General features: G+C 70.3%; 15 protein-coding genes. 11 read left to right on the top strand and 4 right to left on the bottom strand.

From position 1 onward, the window contains the following. The 6 genes from dapA to DJ81_RS05440 all read left to right on the top strand — a co-directional run. Positions 1-726, top strand: a 726-nt coding sequence (gene dapA, locus DJ81_RS05415; protein ID WP_094588874.1) for a 4-hydroxy-tetrahydrodipicolinate synthase, incomplete at its 5' end; no start/stop codon positions are given. Next, on the top strand, positions 723-1523 hold the full coding sequence (gene dapB, locus DJ81_RS05420) for a 4-hydroxy-tetrahydrodipicolinate reductase (protein WP_094588876.1): 801 nt from the start codon (positions 723-725) through the stop codon (positions 1521-1523). The genes dapA and dapB, both read left to right, overlap by 4 nt. Before the next feature lie 57 nt (positions 1524-1580). After that, a complete protein-coding gene (locus DJ81_RS05425; protein ID WP_094557435.1) occupies positions 1581-2420 on the top strand; it encodes a 2,3,4,5-tetrahydropyridine-2,6-dicarboxylate N-succinyltransferase in 840 nt (279 codons plus the stop codon). Next, positions 2417-3850, top strand: a complete 1434-nt coding sequence (lysA, locus tag DJ81_RS05430) for a diaminopimelate decarboxylase (RefSeq protein WP_094588878.1) — start codon at positions 2417-2419, stop codon at positions 3848-3850. The genes DJ81_RS05425 and lysA overlap by 4 nt, the downstream gene beginning before the upstream one ends. After that, positions 3847-4803 carry a diaminopimelate epimerase gene (dapF, locus tag DJ81_RS05435; RefSeq protein WP_094588880.1) on the top strand — a complete coding sequence of 319 codons (957 nt, stop codon included), beginning with the start codon at positions 3847-3849 and terminating at the stop codon, positions 4801-4803. Before lysA ends, dapF begins: the two co-directional genes overlap by 4 nt. Continuing rightward, entirely contained in the window at positions 4800-6032 is a 1233-nt protein-coding gene (locus tag DJ81_RS05440; protein ID WP_094588882.1) for a M20/M25/M40 family metallo-hydrolase, read from the top strand. The genes dapF and DJ81_RS05440 overlap by 4 nt, the downstream gene beginning before the upstream one ends. Positions 6033-6050: 18 nt before the next feature. On the opposite strand, the gene DJ81_RS05445 is transcribed toward DJ81_RS05440, so the two are convergent. Then, on the bottom strand, positions 6051-6548 hold the full coding sequence (locus DJ81_RS05445) for an NYN domain-containing protein (protein WP_094524898.1): 498 nt from the start codon (positions 6546-6548) through the stop codon (positions 6051-6053). A 226-nt stretch (positions 6549-6774) separates the two neighbouring features. Between DJ81_RS05445 and DJ81_RS05450 the strand changes: the two genes are divergently transcribed. The 5 genes from DJ81_RS05450 to DJ81_RS05470 are packed head-to-tail and all read left to right on the top strand — an operon-like array spanning position 6775 to position 13305. Next, positions 6775-8727 (top strand): ABC transporter substrate-binding protein, encoded by a 1953-nt coding sequence (locus DJ81_RS05450; RefSeq protein WP_094588884.1) that lies wholly within the window; start codon positions 6775-6777, stop codon positions 8725-8727. Between the two features lie 33 nt (positions 8728-8760). Further along, positions 8761-9735 (top strand): ABC transporter permease, encoded by a 975-nt coding sequence (locus DJ81_RS05455; protein WP_094524896.1) that lies wholly within the window; start codon positions 8761-8763, stop codon positions 9733-9735. Between the two features lie 6 nt (positions 9736-9741). Beyond that, positions 9742-10926, top strand: a complete 1185-nt coding sequence (locus DJ81_RS05460; RefSeq protein WP_094524895.1) for an ABC transporter permease — start codon at positions 9742-9744, stop codon at positions 10924-10926. Further along, positions 10926-11972 carry an ABC transporter ATP-binding protein gene (locus tag DJ81_RS05465; protein ID WP_094588886.1) on the top strand — a complete coding sequence of 349 codons (1047 nt, stop codon included), beginning with the start codon at positions 10926-10928 and terminating at the stop codon, positions 11970-11972. Before DJ81_RS05460 ends, DJ81_RS05465 begins: the two co-directional genes overlap by 1 nt. Continuing rightward, a complete protein-coding gene (locus DJ81_RS05470) occupies positions 11965-13305 on the top strand; it encodes an ABC transporter ATP-binding protein (RefSeq protein WP_094525937.1) in 1341 nt (446 codons plus the stop codon). Before DJ81_RS05465 ends, DJ81_RS05470 begins: the two co-directional genes overlap by 8 nt. Positions 13306-13335: 30 nt before the next feature. On the opposite strand, the gene DJ81_RS05475 is transcribed toward DJ81_RS05470, so the two are convergent. From DJ81_RS05475 to DJ81_RS05485, 3 genes are all read right to left on the bottom strand, one after another. Continuing rightward, entirely contained in the window at positions 13336-14079 is a 744-nt protein-coding gene (locus DJ81_RS05475) for a hypothetical protein (RefSeq protein WP_249269085.1), read from the bottom strand. A gap of 70 nt (positions 14080-14149) precedes the next feature. Continuing rightward, positions 14150-14470 carry a cupin domain-containing protein gene (locus tag DJ81_RS05480; protein WP_094524892.1) on the bottom strand — a complete coding sequence of 107 codons (321 nt, stop codon included), beginning with the start codon at positions 14468-14470 and terminating at the stop codon, positions 14150-14152. 56 nt (positions 14471-14526) lie between these two features. Beyond that, positions 14527-15344: DnaJ C-terminal domain-containing protein (locus DJ81_RS05485; protein WP_094588888.1), on the bottom strand; the 818-nt coding region annotated here is incomplete at its 5' end.

A 15344-nucleotide genomic window follows, 5' to 3' on the forward strand; every position in this document is an offset into this window, starting at 1 on the left:
GACATCCCGGTCATCGCCGGCACCGGCTCCAACAACACCGCCGAGGCGCTCTCGCTGTCCCGGCGGGCCGCCGACGCGGGCGCCGACGGCCTCCTCCTCATCTCCCCGTACTACAACAAGCCGGAGGCGCAGGGATTCCTGAACCACTACCGGACGATCGCCGACGAGGTCGACCTTCCACAGATCGTCTACAACGTCCCAAGTCGGACCGGTCAGTCGATCCCGGTCGACGTCACGGTCGAGCTCGCGGAGCACCCGAACATCCAGGGGTACAAGGCCGCTTCCGGCGACCTGAACCTCATCAGCGAGGTGATCGAGCGCACCCGCGAGGAGTCCTTCTCCGTGCTCTCCGGCGACGACGGGCTCACGCTCCCGGTGCTCTCCATCGGCGGCACCGGCACTATCAGCGTCGTTGCGAACGTCGAGCCGGAGCGCTCCTGCGCGATGGTCGGCGCCGCGCTCTCCGGCGACTACGACCGCGCCCGCGCGCTCCACCACGAGCTCTCGCCGCTCGTCCGCGAGCTGTTCGCCGAGACGAACCCGATTCCGGTGAAGGAGGCGATGCACATCCGCGACCGGGGCGGGCCGCTGGTCCGCTCGCCGCTCTCGCGGCTCTCCGAGGAGCGCCGCGACATCCTGCGTGACCTGCTCGCCGAGTACGACGAGGCCGCGCCCGGAACCGTCGAACCGGAGGTCGTCGAGCCCGCAACGGGGGGCGCCGAATGAGCGGCGGCGCGGCCGACTCCCCCTCCCTCTCCGTCGCCGTCACCGGCGCCGGCGGCCGAATGGGCCGCGAGGTTATCGAGGCGGCCGCCGACCGCGAGGGCGTCGCCGTCGCGGTCGCGGTCAACCGCACCGCGACAGAGCCCGTCGCGGGCGTCGACGTCGAGGACGCCGACCGGCTCGGGGAGCTGCTCGCGGCAGAGTCCCCCGACGTCCTCGTCGACTTCACCGGACCGGCCTCGGCCGTCGCGTACGCCGGGGCCTGCGCCGACGCGGGCGTCCCGTTCGTCACCGGGACGACCGGTTTCGAGGGGGGACAGCTCGACAGCCTCCGGGCCGCGAGCGACGCGGTCCCGGTGCTCAAGGCGTCCAACTTCGCGCGCGGCGTCGCCGCGCTCCGCCGCGCGGTCCGGGAGGCGGCGGCCGCGCTCCCCGGCTACGACGTGGAGCTCACCGAGACGCACCACAACGGGAAGCGCGACGCCCCCTCGGGCACCGCGAAGTCGATCCTCGACGACGTGGAGTCGGTCCGGGCCGACCTCGACGAGCGCGTCCACGGGCGCGAGGGCGACGCGCCGCGCGAACCCGACGAGATCGGCGTACACGCCCGGCGCGCGGGCGACGTCACCGGCGAACACGAGGTGCTCGTGGCGGGGAACCGCGAGACGCTGGAGCTCACGCACCGCGCCGGCGACCGCGGGGTGTTCGCCGAGGGCGCGCTCGACGCCGCCGCCTGGCTCGCCGGCCGCGACCCCGGCTGGTACGGGTTCGACGACGTGCTCGACGCCGGAAACGAATAACTACGAAGCATCCGCATATCGACGAATAAATACCGACACTCATCCTTACACTACGCAATGACGCTCGAATCCGACGTATCCGATCTGTGGGACCGCTATCAGGAGGGACTGACCGCCGCCGACGCCACCGCCGAAGACGCGGCCGTGATCGACGAGTTCCTCTCCGCGCTGGAGGCGGGCGAGGTCCGCGCAGCCGAGAAGACCGGCGACGACGTGACCACCTGGGAGGCCAACGAGTGGGTCAAGCGAGGCATCCTGCTGAACTTCGGCCTGCGCGAGACGGAGCCCCGCGAGCACGGCGGCGTCACCTACTACGACGTGCTCCCGCTCCGCGACACCGCCGACCTCGGCGAGCGCGGGACCCGCAACACCCCCGACGGCACCGTCATCCGGCGCGGCGCGTACCTCGGGAGCGACTGCATCATGATGAGCCCCTCGTTCGTCAACATGGGCGCGCACGTCGGCGACGGCACCCTCGTCGACTCCTGCGACACGGTCGGCTCCTGCGCCCAGCTCGGCGAGAACGTCAAGCTCGGCGCCAACACGCTGATCGGCGGCGTCCTCGAACCCGTCGAGGACGCGCCGGTCGTCGTCGAGGACGGCGTCTCGCTCGGCGCGGGCTGCCGGGTCACCTCGGGCTTCCGCGTCGGCGAGAACTCGATCGTGGGCGAGAACACCCTCCTGACGCCGCGGATCCCCGTCTACGACCTCGTCGAGGAGGAGGTCCTCTACGGCCACCTCCCGGCCGACCGCCGGGCGTTCACCCGGATGGTGGAGTCCTCCGTGGGCGACCACGACCTGTTCGAGGGCGGCGCGTACAAGCCCGCGGTCGTCGCGACCCACGTCGAGGAGGACACGCTGGAGGCGACGCGGCGCGAGGACGCCCTCCGCGAATGAGCGACCGCGACGCTGGCGGATCGTCCGACGAATCCGCCGACGGCGACTCCGCCGCTGGCCCCGTCGCCGCCGACGGCGACCCCCCGGCCCGACGCGTGAGCGACTGGGACGCCGACCGCCTCGCCGACCTCGCGGCCGAGCACGGCACGCCGCTGTACGCGCAGGACCTCAACCGCGTTCGCGAGAACTGCGAGCGCCTCCGGGACGCCTTCCCCGACGCCGACGTCCGGTACGCGGTGAAGGCCCACACCGGACGGGCGGTCCTCGAAGCGGTCCGCGAGGCCGGGCTCGACGCCGAGTGCGCCTCGGCCGGCGAGGTCGACCGCGCGCTCGCGGCCGGCTTCGGCGGCGAGCGGCTCCACTACACCGCGGTCAACCCGCCCGCCCGCGACCTCGACTACGTCGTCGGCGTCGCCGAGGCGGAGCCCGCCCTCACGGTCACCGTCGGCGCGGTCGACACCCTCGACCGGCTCGCCGAGCGGGGCTACGACGGGCGGGTCTGCGTCCGGGTGAACCCCGGCGTCGGCGCGGGCCACCACGCGAAGGTCCGGACCGGCGGCGCGGCGAAGTTCGGGATCCCGTACGATCGCGCCGCCGAGGCGGCCCGCGACGCCGCCGAGCGCTTCGAAGTGGTCGGGGTCCACGCCCACGCGGGCTCCGGCATCGACCCCGACCAGCTGGACAGCCACCGCGAGATGGTCTCGCGGATGGGAGCGCTGGCGCGGAAGCTCGCGGAGCCCGACGGCGACGCGGCCGGGGACGGCGACGCGCCCGCCCCCCTAGACCTCGAGTACGTCGACGTCGGCGGCGGGTTCGGCGTCCCCTACGAGGAGGACGAGCCGCCGCTCGACCTCGGTGCGGTCGCGGCGGCCACCCGAGAGGCCGTCGCACCGCTGCCCGCGGGCGCCGACCTCGCGATCGAGCCCGGCCGGTACGTCGTCGCCGACGCGGGCGTCCTGCTGACGCGCGTGAACACGGTGAAGCCGACCCCCGACGAGCGCGTCGTCGGCGTCGACGCCGGGATGACTGACCTGCTGCGTCCGGCGATGTACGACGCGTACCACCCGATCAGGAACCTCGGCGGCGGACGGGGCGGCGACGGGAGCGACGCCCCGTCCCCCCACGAGCGGGAGGCAACCCCTGTCACGGTCGCCGGACCTATCTGTGAGACCGGTGATACCCTGTGTAGAGACCGAGCGCTCGCCGATCCGGCCCGAGGAGACCTCCTCGCGGTCGGAATCGCGGGCGCGTACGGATACGAGATGGCGAGCCAATACAACTCACGACCGCGGCCGGCGGAGGTCGCGCTCGACGACGGAACCGCGACGGTCGCCCGACGACGAGAGAGTCTGACGGACGTGACGGCGGCCGAACGGACGGGGGACCGTTCAGGAGCGACGGCGGCGCCCGAGACGGAGGGGGAGCGATGAGCACCCACGCAGTCCCGATCGAGAAGTACCACGGCACGGGCAACGACTTCCTCGTCGTCGACGCGGCCGCGGAGAGCGTCGGCGACCGCGCGCGGTTCGCGCGCGCTCACTGCGACCGCGAGACGGGCGTAAACGGGGCGGACTTCGACGCCGACCGCGGCGCGGCCGCGGCGAGCGGCACGGGAGGCGACGCGCCCGCCGGCCGCCGCGGCGCGGACGGCGTCCTCTTTTTAAGTATCGAGGAGCGGTTCGACCCGACACGGGTCGTGATGACGCTGGTCCAGCCCGACGGCTCGACGGCGACGATGTGCGGCAACGGCGCGCGCGTCGTCGCCCGGTGGGCCCACGACCGGACCGGCGACCGCGAGTTCATGATCGACACGCAGGCGGGCACGCGGCGCGCCTCGGTGAACGCGGACGCGACCGCGGCGACCATCGAGATGGGCGAGCCGACGTTCGACCCCCGTCGGGTCCCGGTCGCCCGCGACGAACCGCTGATCGACGAACCGGTCGCGGGACTGACCGTCACGGCCGTGAACACGGGCGTCCCCCACGCGGTGGCGTTCGTCGACGGCGGGCGCGACGAGCCGGAGGGCATCGACGCGGTCGACCTCGACGCCGTCGCTCCGCCGGTCCGGAGCGCCGACGTCTTCCCCGAGGGCGCGAACGTGAACCTCGCGGCGGTCGTCGACGACGGGAGCGGCGACGGGCCGGCGGTCCTCGACCAGCGCACCTTCGAGCGCGGCGTCGAGGGCGAGACGCGCTCCTGCGGCACCGGCGCCGTGGCGGTCGTCGCCACCGCGCGCCGGCTCGGCCTGATCGACGGCGAGTCGGCCGTGAGCCGCCCGCCGGGCGGCGAACTCGAGATCACGGTGCCCGACGCGGGCCACGCGACGCTGACCGGTCCGGTCGCCCACGAGTTCACCGGGAGCCTGCCCGCCGACCCGCGATGAGCGACCCCTCGTTCGATCCCGTCTCCTTCCACGAGCGCGCCGTTCGGACCCCCTCTCACGAGTCCGTCGACGAGATGCGCGACCTGGTCGTCGAGACGCTCGACCGGCACGGCGTCGACAGCGAGGTCGTCGCCGGCGGCTGCGTGCTCGCGGAGAAGCGCTCGCCCGCGCCGGACGCGGGGCCGCACCTCGTTGCGAACACGCACCTCGACACGGTGACGCCGCACGTCCCGTTCGAGCGGGGCGTCGCCGGGGAGGACGAGCGATTGGGTCCCGCATCGAACGGCGGAGCCCCTGACCAGGTGATCCGCGGGCGCGGCGCGTGCGACGCAAAGGGACCGCTCGCCGCGCTCCTGTCCGGGTTCCTCTCGGCCGCCCCGGAGCGCGGCCGGCTCACGCTCGCGCTCACGCCCGACGAGGAGACCCTGTCGCTCGGGGCGGCGGCGCTGACGGGGCGGCTGCCGGGGACCGAGGACCGGCTCGACGGCGACCTGTTCCTGGTCGGCGAGCCGACCGGGCTCGACGCGTGTACCGCCGCGAAGGGGCGGTTCCAGGGTACCGTCGAGCTGTCGGGCACCGCGGCGCACGCCGCGGAGTTCGCCGGCGCGAACGCGGTCGCGGCCGCCGAGGGCGCGCTCGAGGCGGTCCGGACCTTCGACGCGGACGCCGACGGGCACCCCCAGCTCGGCCCGCCGAAGCTCACGCCGACCGTCATCGAGGGCGGGGAGGCGACGAACCAGGTGCCGGCGGACTGCGAGATCACCGTCGACCGGCGGAGCGTCCCGCCGGAGACGGCCGAGGGATTCCGCTCGGCGCTCGCGGCCGCGGTGCGGGCGCGGGTCCCGGAGGACGTCGGCGTCGACGTCGCGCTCACCGACCGGGAGTCGCCCTTCTTCGAGGCGTTCTCGACGCCCCCCGATCACGAGCTGGTCGACGCGGTCGCGGGCGCGGCGCGGGCGGCGGCCGACTCGACCGGGCTCGCGACCGACCGCGGGGGATCCGTGCGCCCCTTCGGCGCGGCGACGGAGGCGTCGTACTTCGCACCGGCGCCGACGGTCGTGTTCGGCCCCGGCGACCTCGCCGACGACGCGGGCGCGGTCGCGCACTCGGAGCGCGAGTACGTCCGCGTGCGAGAGGTGGCGGCCGCCGCGGAGACGGTCGAACGGTCGATTACGGCGCTGCTCGGTGGGGCGAACCGTCGCGCTGACGGCGGCGACGCGTCGCGCTGACGGCGGCGAAGAGCGGAGTTATAAGAGGAACGTCTCCTCCTCTTCGGCGAGGTCGACGAAGTCGTCCGCGGCCTCGATCAGCTCCTCGGCGGCGGAGTTGCCGAACCCCATCGCCTCGACGCGGACGCCCTCGTGGCGGAGGTGCGAGCAGAGCCGAGCGAAGTCGCCGTCGCCGGTACAGAGCACGACGGTGTCGACGTGGCTGGCGAGCGAGACGGCGTCCAGGCTCATCCCGAGGTCCCAGTCGGCCTTCTTGGAGCCGTCGGCGAACGTCTTGATCTCCTTGATCTTCGTCTCGAAGCCGATGTCGCGGAGCGCCTCGAAGAAGCTCTCCTCCTCCGGGGAGTCGGCGCGGATCACGTACGCGATGGCCCGGACGAGCTCGCGGTCGTCGACCGCGGCCTCCAACAGGCCGGAGTAGTCGATGTTCCGCGAGTAGAAGCTCTGCGCGGAGTGGTACAGGTTCTGCGAGTCGGCGAGCACCGCGACGCGCTGGTGCGGGTGGATATCGGTCATACCGCCCAGTTCACCGGCGCGGCTTAGGGGCTTTGGGATCCGGGTCGCCCGCCGGCCGAACCGGACTGCCCGAACGTCTCGTGTCGACGACACGATGTGCCTGTTCGTTTATAAACTACTATCGGGTGGACCGTTTATACGGTGTATAAGGCCGTCTTTAGCGGTTATTCGCCGTATCTATCTGAACATCTGAGGTTTTTAGTGCGTACACTCACTGTCTCGTGGTATGTCACGGCGACACACTGACGGTGGCAAAGACGGTCGGCGTCTCGGACGTCGACAGTGGCTCTCCATGCTCGGCATCGGCGGTGCGACCGCGCTCGCCGGCTGCTCGGGCAACGGCGGTGACGGCGGCGACGGGGAGACCGGGAACGGGACCGACGGGGACGACGGGACGGACGGCGGCGACGGCGAGGACAGCGGCACCGACACGTCGACGTACGCGACGGCCGCCGCGGCCTCGTTCACGACGCTCAATCCGATATACAACGACGAAAACGGCGCCGGGAACGCGATCGCTCGCGCGCTCGACCAGGGGTACACGTTCAACGCCGACAACGAGTACGTCCCGCTGCTCTACGACATGTCCACCGAGGACGGCGAGGTGTGGACGTTCGAGGTCCGCGAGGGGCTCCAGTTCAGCGACCCGTACGGCGAGGTGACCGCGAGCGACTTCGTGTATCTCATCCAGGAAGTTCACCAGGGGGGCTGGGCCAGTTCGGTCAGTGCCACGTACTGGACGGGCGTAGAAGTGGAACAGACCGGCGAGTACGAGTTTCAGGCCACCCTCCAGAGCCCGCAACTCCTCTGGCCCGAGAGCTACGAGCCGCTCCTGTACCCCATCCCGCAGGACCTCCTCCAGCCGTACGTCGAGGAGGAGGACGCCGAGGGGCTCCGGCAGGACGAGGAGTTGCTCGAACTCCAGTTCTCCGGCAACCTCGGCCCGTACGTGCTCGACGAGTGGCAGCGCGACGGCGGCACCCAGTACAGCCGCAACGACGACTACTACCTTCAGGACGCCGACGACCTCCCGGACGTCTTCAACGAGGCCCCGTACTTCGAGTCAGCGGAGATCCAGGTCCTCGGCGAACAGGCCTCCCGACTCGGCGCGTTGGAGACCGGCGAAGTCGATTCAGCGGCTATCCCGCCCGAGCGTGTGCAGGAGTATCAGGACAACGACGAGATCTACGTCAACCAGATCCCGCAGCCGTACAACGAGAAGCTGTCCGTCAACATGCGGGACAACGGCTGGACGACCGGACCGGGAAACATGTTCCGGCACATCCCGTTCCGGCAGGCCATGGCCGCGGCGATCGACAAGCAGAGCCTGATCCAGGGCGTCTTCCGCGACTTCGCGGAGACGCACTTCACGTGGCAGCCCCGCTTCAGTAACTTCTATCCGCCCGAGGACAACATCCCGATGTTCGGCGTCGGCGACCGCTACGGGAGCGAGTACGCCCGCGGGCTGGCGGAGGACGCCTTCGAGCAGTCCGAATACGAGTACGGCTTCGACGGCGAGACGATGGTCGATCCAGACGGCAACCAGGTCCAGCTCAGCCTCTACCACAGCGCCGGCCAGGAGACCGAGCAGCTGATGGGAGAGTTCATCGCACAGGAGCTCGGGAACAACCTCGGGATCGACGTGAGTATCGAGGCCATCGACGGCACGCGGTTCGACACGGAGTACTACACCACGACGGACTTCCCCACGCCCGAGCGGAACGAGGAGGGCGAGGTCACCAGCGTCCCTGACGAGCTCGTCGACACCGTCGACGGCGAGGAGGTCGAGTGGACCTCGCCCACCGCGACGAACCCCGGACCGCGAAACATCACCGGGAACGAGGACTGGGACATGGAGATCGTGTACGGACTGAACACGTTCCCGCGGAACCCCCTCACGAACGCCGTCTTCTTCGACGGCGCGACCGGGTCGTACAACCCGGTCGGCTACTACCCCGAGTTCGACGCGCAGACGCTGTTCGACAACGCCCGGCAGGCGTCCAGCGAGGAGGAGCTGGCCGACGCGCTCGTCGACCTCTTCGTCAACATCGCGGAAGAGCAGCCGTACATCATGCTCGCGTTCCCCGACAGCACGGTCGGCTACCGCGAGGGGCTCGAAGGCCCCATCGAGAACTTCTCGAACGGCTGGAACCTCCCCGCGTGGAGATACGAGCAGTAACGCCGCCGTCTCTCACACTTCCACGTCATCAATATGGGATTCGGAAAGTACGTCGGCGCACGCGTGCTGTGGGCCGTGGTCGTCTCGCTGATCATCACCACGATCACGTTCCTCCTGCTCGCGGCCGCGCCCAACCCGGCGATCCGCGAGGCGGCGACGCAGGCCGCGCTGCAGGGCGGTGACCCCTCGGCCGCGGTCGAGCGAGAGCGCGAGCTCCGCGGGCTCAACCAGCCGCTGTACGTTCGGTACATGGACTTCATCCGGAGCATTTACACGCTCGACTGGGGCTGGTCGGAGAGCCGCAGCCAGCCCGTGACCGAGGCGCTGCTGCAGGCGCTCTACTACACCGCGCAGTACTCGATCCCGTGGACCGTCCTCACGATAACCCTCGGGCCGCTCGTCGGCGTCTACTCCGCGGCGAACATGTACAGCTGGCGCGACCACGTCGCGACCGGGTTCGCGTTCTTCGGGTACGCGATTCCGAACTTCTTCTTCGGGATCATCCTGCTCCTGATCTTCGGGGTCTGGTTCGAGGTCGTCCCGATATCGTACGACACGAGCGCTCCCGTGTTCAGCCTGCAGAACGTCCGGCAGCTGATTCTGCCGGTGTTCGTGCTCGTCACGGGCTCGATCGGCGCGACGATGCGGGTCTCGCGGAACGAGTCCGCGGAGTTCCAGAACTCCGACTTCATGAAGACGGCGAAGGCGAAAGGGGTCTCGCCGCTGCGCGCGTACGCCTACCACGTGATGCGGCCGACGATGGTCCCGCTGTCGACGACGCTCGTCGGGCAGCTGTTGGCGCTGTTCATCGGGTCGTCGCTGCTCGTGGAAGTCGTGTTCGGCATCCCCGGACTGGGCAGACTGACGTTCAACGCGCTCATCTCGCAGGACACCAACCTGGTGTTGGGATCGACGCTGGTGTTCACCTTCATTGCCGTCGTCGGCAACCTGCTAGAAGACTTGGTGTTCACCGTGCTCGACCCGCGAATCAACTACGACGACAGATAACTCACAATGGCAACGAAGAAACCGGAGCAGTTCGACCGCGTCGACTGGAGCGAGCTCTCCGAGTCGAGACGGTTCGACCTGTCGATAAACTCGATCGGCATGCTGGTGGCGACGCTGCCGCTGGCGCTCCTCTGGCTGTACGACTACCAGTTCGTCGGCGAACGCGAGGCGACGTTCCAGGCGATCGGACTCAGCAGGAACCTCGACCCGCTGGACTACTTCTTCGTGTTCACGCTGTTCCTGTTCTTCTTCTACCTGATCTTACCGCTGTATCAGAACCCGCGGATGACGCGGTACTACTGGAAGGAGTTCAGGCGGAACCGCCCCGCGGTCGTCAGCCTCGGTTGGCTGGGGATCGTGTTCGTGGGCGGGCTCATCGGTCCGCTCCTGATCAGCGCGCCGGAGCAGAGCATCCTCACCGGCCACCAGCCGCCGGTGTTCCTCTCGATCGACGAGGCGAACGTCGCGAACTGCGTCGGCGAGGTGGTGAACGGACGGTGTCAGGGGACGTGGCAGCACCCGCTCGGGACCACTCGCGGCGGGAAAGACGTCTTCGCCGGCATCGTCTACGGCATGACGATCAGCATGCAGATAGCCTTCATCACGACGACGATCGTCGCGGCGATCGGCATCACGTTCGGCACCGTCAGCGCGTACGCGGGCGGCTGGGTCGACGAAGTGATGATGCGGTTCGTCGACATCATCCTCTCGTTCCCGACGTTCCTGATGTTCCTGCTCATCCTGTACATCTACGGCGCCGGATTGGGGATGTTCATCCTCGTGTTCTCGGCGTTCGCGTGGGGCGGCACCGCGCGGTACGTGCGCAGCAAGTCGCTGTCCGTCTCCGAGGAGGAGTTCATCAAGGCGACGCGGATCAGCGGCGCGAGCACCTACCGCGTGGTCCGGAAACACGTCGTCCCGAACGTGGCGAGCAGCATCATCACGCAGCTCACGCTGCTCATCCCCGGCTTCCTGCTCGCGGAGGCGCAGCTCGCGTTCCTCGGGATCGGCGACTCGGCGGTCCCCTCGTGGGGACAGCTGATATCCGCGGGCCGGAGCGACCTGGCGTTCGCGCCGTGGATCGTGTTGTCGCCCGGCATCGTGCTGTTCCTGACGATCCTGGCGTTCAACTTCATCGGCGACGCGCTGCTGGACGCCCTGAACCCCGAAGCGGAGGCGGAGAGCGCATAATGTCCACCCGACAACCACTGCTCGAGGTCGAAGACCTCACGACGACGTTCAGCACCGACAACGGAGAGCTCACGGCCGTCGACGGGGTCGACTTCTCGGTCGACGAGGGCGAGACCGTCTGTATCGTCGGGGAGTCCGGCTCCGGGAAGACGGTGGCGACGGAGTCGGTGACGCGGATCGTCAAGGAGCCGCCGGGTCGCGTCCGGGGCTCGGTCCGGTTCAAGAGCCGCGATCTGCTGGAGATGAGCGAGCCCGAACTCCGCGAGATCCGCGGCTACGAGATCGCGCACATCTTCCAGAACCCGCAGGAGGCGATGAACCACTGTTACACCGTCGGGTGGCAGATCGTCGAGGCGCTGCAGATCCACCGCGACGTCTCCGACGAGGAGGCGCGCGCGAAGGCGATCGACCTGATGGACAAGGTGGGGATCGCGAACGCCAGCTCGCGGTTCGACGACTACCCGCACGAGTTCTCCGGCGGACAGAAGCAGCGCGTGATGATCGCGATGGCGCTCGTCGGCGACCCCGACCTGCTGATCGCGGACGAGCCGACCACGGCGCTGGACGTGACGGTGCAAGCGCAGATCCTCCGGCTCCTCGACGACCTGCAGGAGGAGTTCGACATGGGGATCCTCTTCGTCACGCACGACCTGGGCGTCGTCGCCGAGATCGCCGACCGCATCGTCGTGATGTACGCCGGCAAGGTGATGGAGCGCGGCGACGTCCTCGACATCTTCGAGCGCCCCGCGCACCCGTACACCCAGCAGCTGCTGAACTGCCTCCCCGAGATCGGCGGGAAGAAGGGGGGTATCCCCGGGACCCTTCCCGATCCGCTCGATCCGCCGGACGGCTGTCGCTTCGCCCCGCGGTGCGAGCACGCGGTCGACGCCTGCGTGACCGGCGACCAGCCGGAGGAGATCGAAGTGAACCCGGGTCAGCGCGCCTCCTGCGTCCACTACCGCCCCGGCCGCGACGACTCGGTCGTCCGCGACGGGATTCCGGACTCGACCGCCGACGGCGAGGAGGTGAGCTCCGCCGATGACTGAGGAGCCGCTCCTCTCGGTGCGGGACCTCAAGAAGCACTACCCGATCCGGAAGGGCCTGTTGAACCGACAGGTCGGCGCCGCTCGCGCCGTCGACGGGATCAGCTTCGACATCGCTCCCGGGGAGACGCTGGGACTCGTCGGCGAGTCGGGCTGCGGGAAGTCCACCGCCGCCACCTCCATCGTCCGGCTGGAAGAGCCCACGGGCGGCGAGGTGATATTCAACGGCGGCGGGCGGAGCGGTGCGACCCGGAACGCCGACGGCACGCACCCGAACGACGTGACGCGCTTCGACGACCGGGAGCTGAAGGCGTTCCGCCGCGACGCGCAGATGATCTTCCAGGACCCCTCCTCCAGCTTCGACCCGCGGATGTCGGTCGGGGGCGCGGTCGCGGAGATGCTCCAGATCCACGGCATGTCCGACCGCCACCGGCGGCGTGCGATCGTGGAGGACCTGCTTGAACGCGTCGGGCTCTCGCCCGAGGACTACGACCGCTATCCCCACGAGTTCTCCGGCGGGCAGAAACAGCGGATCGCGCTGGCGCGAGCGCTCGTATTGAACCCGGAGCTCATCGTCGCCGACGAGCCGGTCTCCGCGCTCGACGTCTCGATTCAGGCGGAGATCCTCGACCTCATCGCCGACCTGCAGTCGGAGTTCGACCTCTCGCTGTTGTTCATCAGCCACGACATGTCCGTCATCCGGGAGATCTGCGACCGGGTGGCCGTCATGTACCTCGGTGAGATCGTCGAGATCGGACCGACGGACCGCGTCTTCGCCGACCCGCAACACCCGTACACGGAGGCGTTGCTCTCGGCGATCCCGACGCCGGACCCGCGCTCGACCGCCGAGGGGATCGAGCTGACGGGGACCGTGCCGAGCCCGACGAACCCGCCGTCGGGCTGTCGGTTCCACACCCGGTGTCACAGGGTGATCCAGCCGGACGACGTCGACCTCGACCAGTCGAGCTGGCGTGGACTGTTGAACCTCCGCGACGCGCTCGCCGCCGACAGCGTCGACGTCGATCAGATCCGCGAGAACTTCCGGACCGGGACCGACACCGGCGCCACCCCAGATGCCGTGAAAGGACAGATCCGCCGCGAGTTCGACCTCGAGGAGACGATATCCTCCGACGAGATGGAGTCGCTGCTCGACGCGGCGCTCGACGAGGCGCTCGGCGACGACCTCGACGCGGCGGCGGCGACGCTCTCCGAGCGGGTCACCACCCCCTGCGAGGAACGCGTCCCCCAGCGGACCAGCCACGAGCCCGGCCACGAGTCGGCGTGTCACCTCCACGAGCGGGACCGGTCGGCGCCGCCGAACCCGGCCGACGACTGAGGCGACCGCCGCCGCTCTCGTCGCTTTGTCTTAGCGTTCGCCCAGCGCCGGGAGCGCCACCCGTCGCGAGCCGCCGTCCTCCCGCTCGACGGTCACGGTCGGTTCGCCGTTGTCCGTCTCCTCACCCACGAGGACGGACGTCGCGCCCGCCGCGAGCGGTGCGACGAGGCCCGCGGCCAGCGCCCGCGGGTCCGAGAGGTCACCGCGGAGCGTCACCGAATCACCCGGTTCGAGCCCGTGCTCGCCGGCGACCGACGCGGCCGCGTCGAGGAGCGCGCGGTGAGTGACGCTCCCGCTCCGGTCCGGTCCCTCGCCGTCCGTCTCGCGCAGCACGATGTCGTCCGGGCCGACTCCGCTGGGGGGCATCCCCGGATTCTCGCTCCACAGCTCCTGCTCCCAGTGGGTCGTCTCGGGTCGCTCCGGCGGTCCGCCGAAGGCGGCGAGGCCGGTGCCGGGGGCCGGCTCCGTCGTCGACTCGTCGGCCACGTCGACGAGGACGACGCGGTCGCCGCGCGCGATCCCGGTCTCGGGGTCGAACCGGACCGGGGCGCCCAGCGCGGCCGCGCCGAGGAAGGCGAGCGTCGTGTGGAGTCCGGGCGCCGGCTCGACTGCCACGGTCGACCCCTCCCGCGCGCCGAGGTAGCGGAGCACGTTCGCCGACTTGTACCCGTTGGTGATCAGGTCCCGATACGTGCGTTCGCGCTCGTCGGGCGTGACGAGCGCGACGTCGCGACTCCGCCGGTCGCGAGCGAGGATATCGCCGACGACGTCCATGTCCGCGACTCGGGGCGGCCGCGACTTAAAAACGAGGAGTGGCGGGTCCGTCCGGGGTCGAGCGCTCGCGTCAGGGCGCGCCGGCGATGACCATCCGCGAGCCGTCGGCCGAAAAGGCGAGGTCGCGCGTCGAGTCGGCGTCGACCCGGACGGCGTCGCCCGGACCGAGCTCGACGGCCTCGCCGTCGACGGTCAGCGTCGCCGCGCCGTGGAGCAGCACGTACACCTCCTCGTGGCCGGCGTCGGCGTGGTCGTGCTCCATCCCCTCCCAGCCGTCGTCGGCCTCGACGACCGTCACGCCGAGGCTCTCGCAGTCGAGCGCGTCGCGGAGGAAGTACATCCCCGGCGCGCGCGGTTCGACGTCGTCGTAGGCGGTGGTGTCGTAGCCCATGGACCGTGATAGGCGGCGCGCGCCGGAAAAACTACGGGTTGATAGGGGTGAGTGCGTTAGAAGGAGCTCTTCAGCCGCTCGAAGAAGCCGCCGCCGACGTCGATGTCCTCGCCGCCGGCCTCGGCGAACGCCTCCAGCGCCTCGCGCTGCTCCTCGTTGAGCGAGTCGGGGATCACGACGCCCACCTGCACGTAGAGGTCGCCGCGGCCGCGGCGCCGCAGCCGGGGCATCCCCTTCCCCTCCAGTCGGAACGTCTCGCCGCTCTGGGTGCCGGCGGGGACGTCCATCTCCACGGTGCCGTCGACCGTCTCGACCTCGACCGTGTCGCCGAAGACGGCCTGCGGGAAGGAGATCGCCTCGCTGACGCGGAGGTCGTCGCCGTCGCGCTCGTACCGGTCGCCGATGTCGACGTCGACCTCGATGAGCAGGTCGCCGTTGGGCCCGCCGTTCTCGCCGGGCGCGCCCTCGCGCTCCATCCGGAGGCTCTGGCCGGAGCGGATCCCCGGCGGGATCTCCACCGAGAGCGTCGCCTCCTCGCGGACGACGCCGTCGCCGCCGCAGTCGGAACAGTCCTCGCTGTACAGCTCGCCCTCGCCCTCGCAGCGCGGGCACGTCGAGGTCTGCTGGACGCGGCCGAGCGGCGTCTGCTGGACCTGCTGGACCTGCCCGCGCCCGTTACACTGAGGGCAGGTCTGCACGTCGGCGTCCGGCGGGTGGCCCGCGCCGTCGCAGGTGTCACAGGCCGTGGGGCGGGTGAGCGTGACCTCCTTGGTCGCCCCCTCGAACGCCTCTTCGAGGTCGATCGTGAGCCCCGTACGGAGGTCCCGTCCCTGACGGGGGCGATCGTCGCGGCCGCCGCGACGATCGCCCCCGT

The organism is Halorubrum sp. Hd13 (genome assembly GCF_002252755.1).
Classification (GTDB): Archaea; Halobacteriota; Halobacteria; order Halobacteriales; family Haloferacaceae; genus Halorubrum.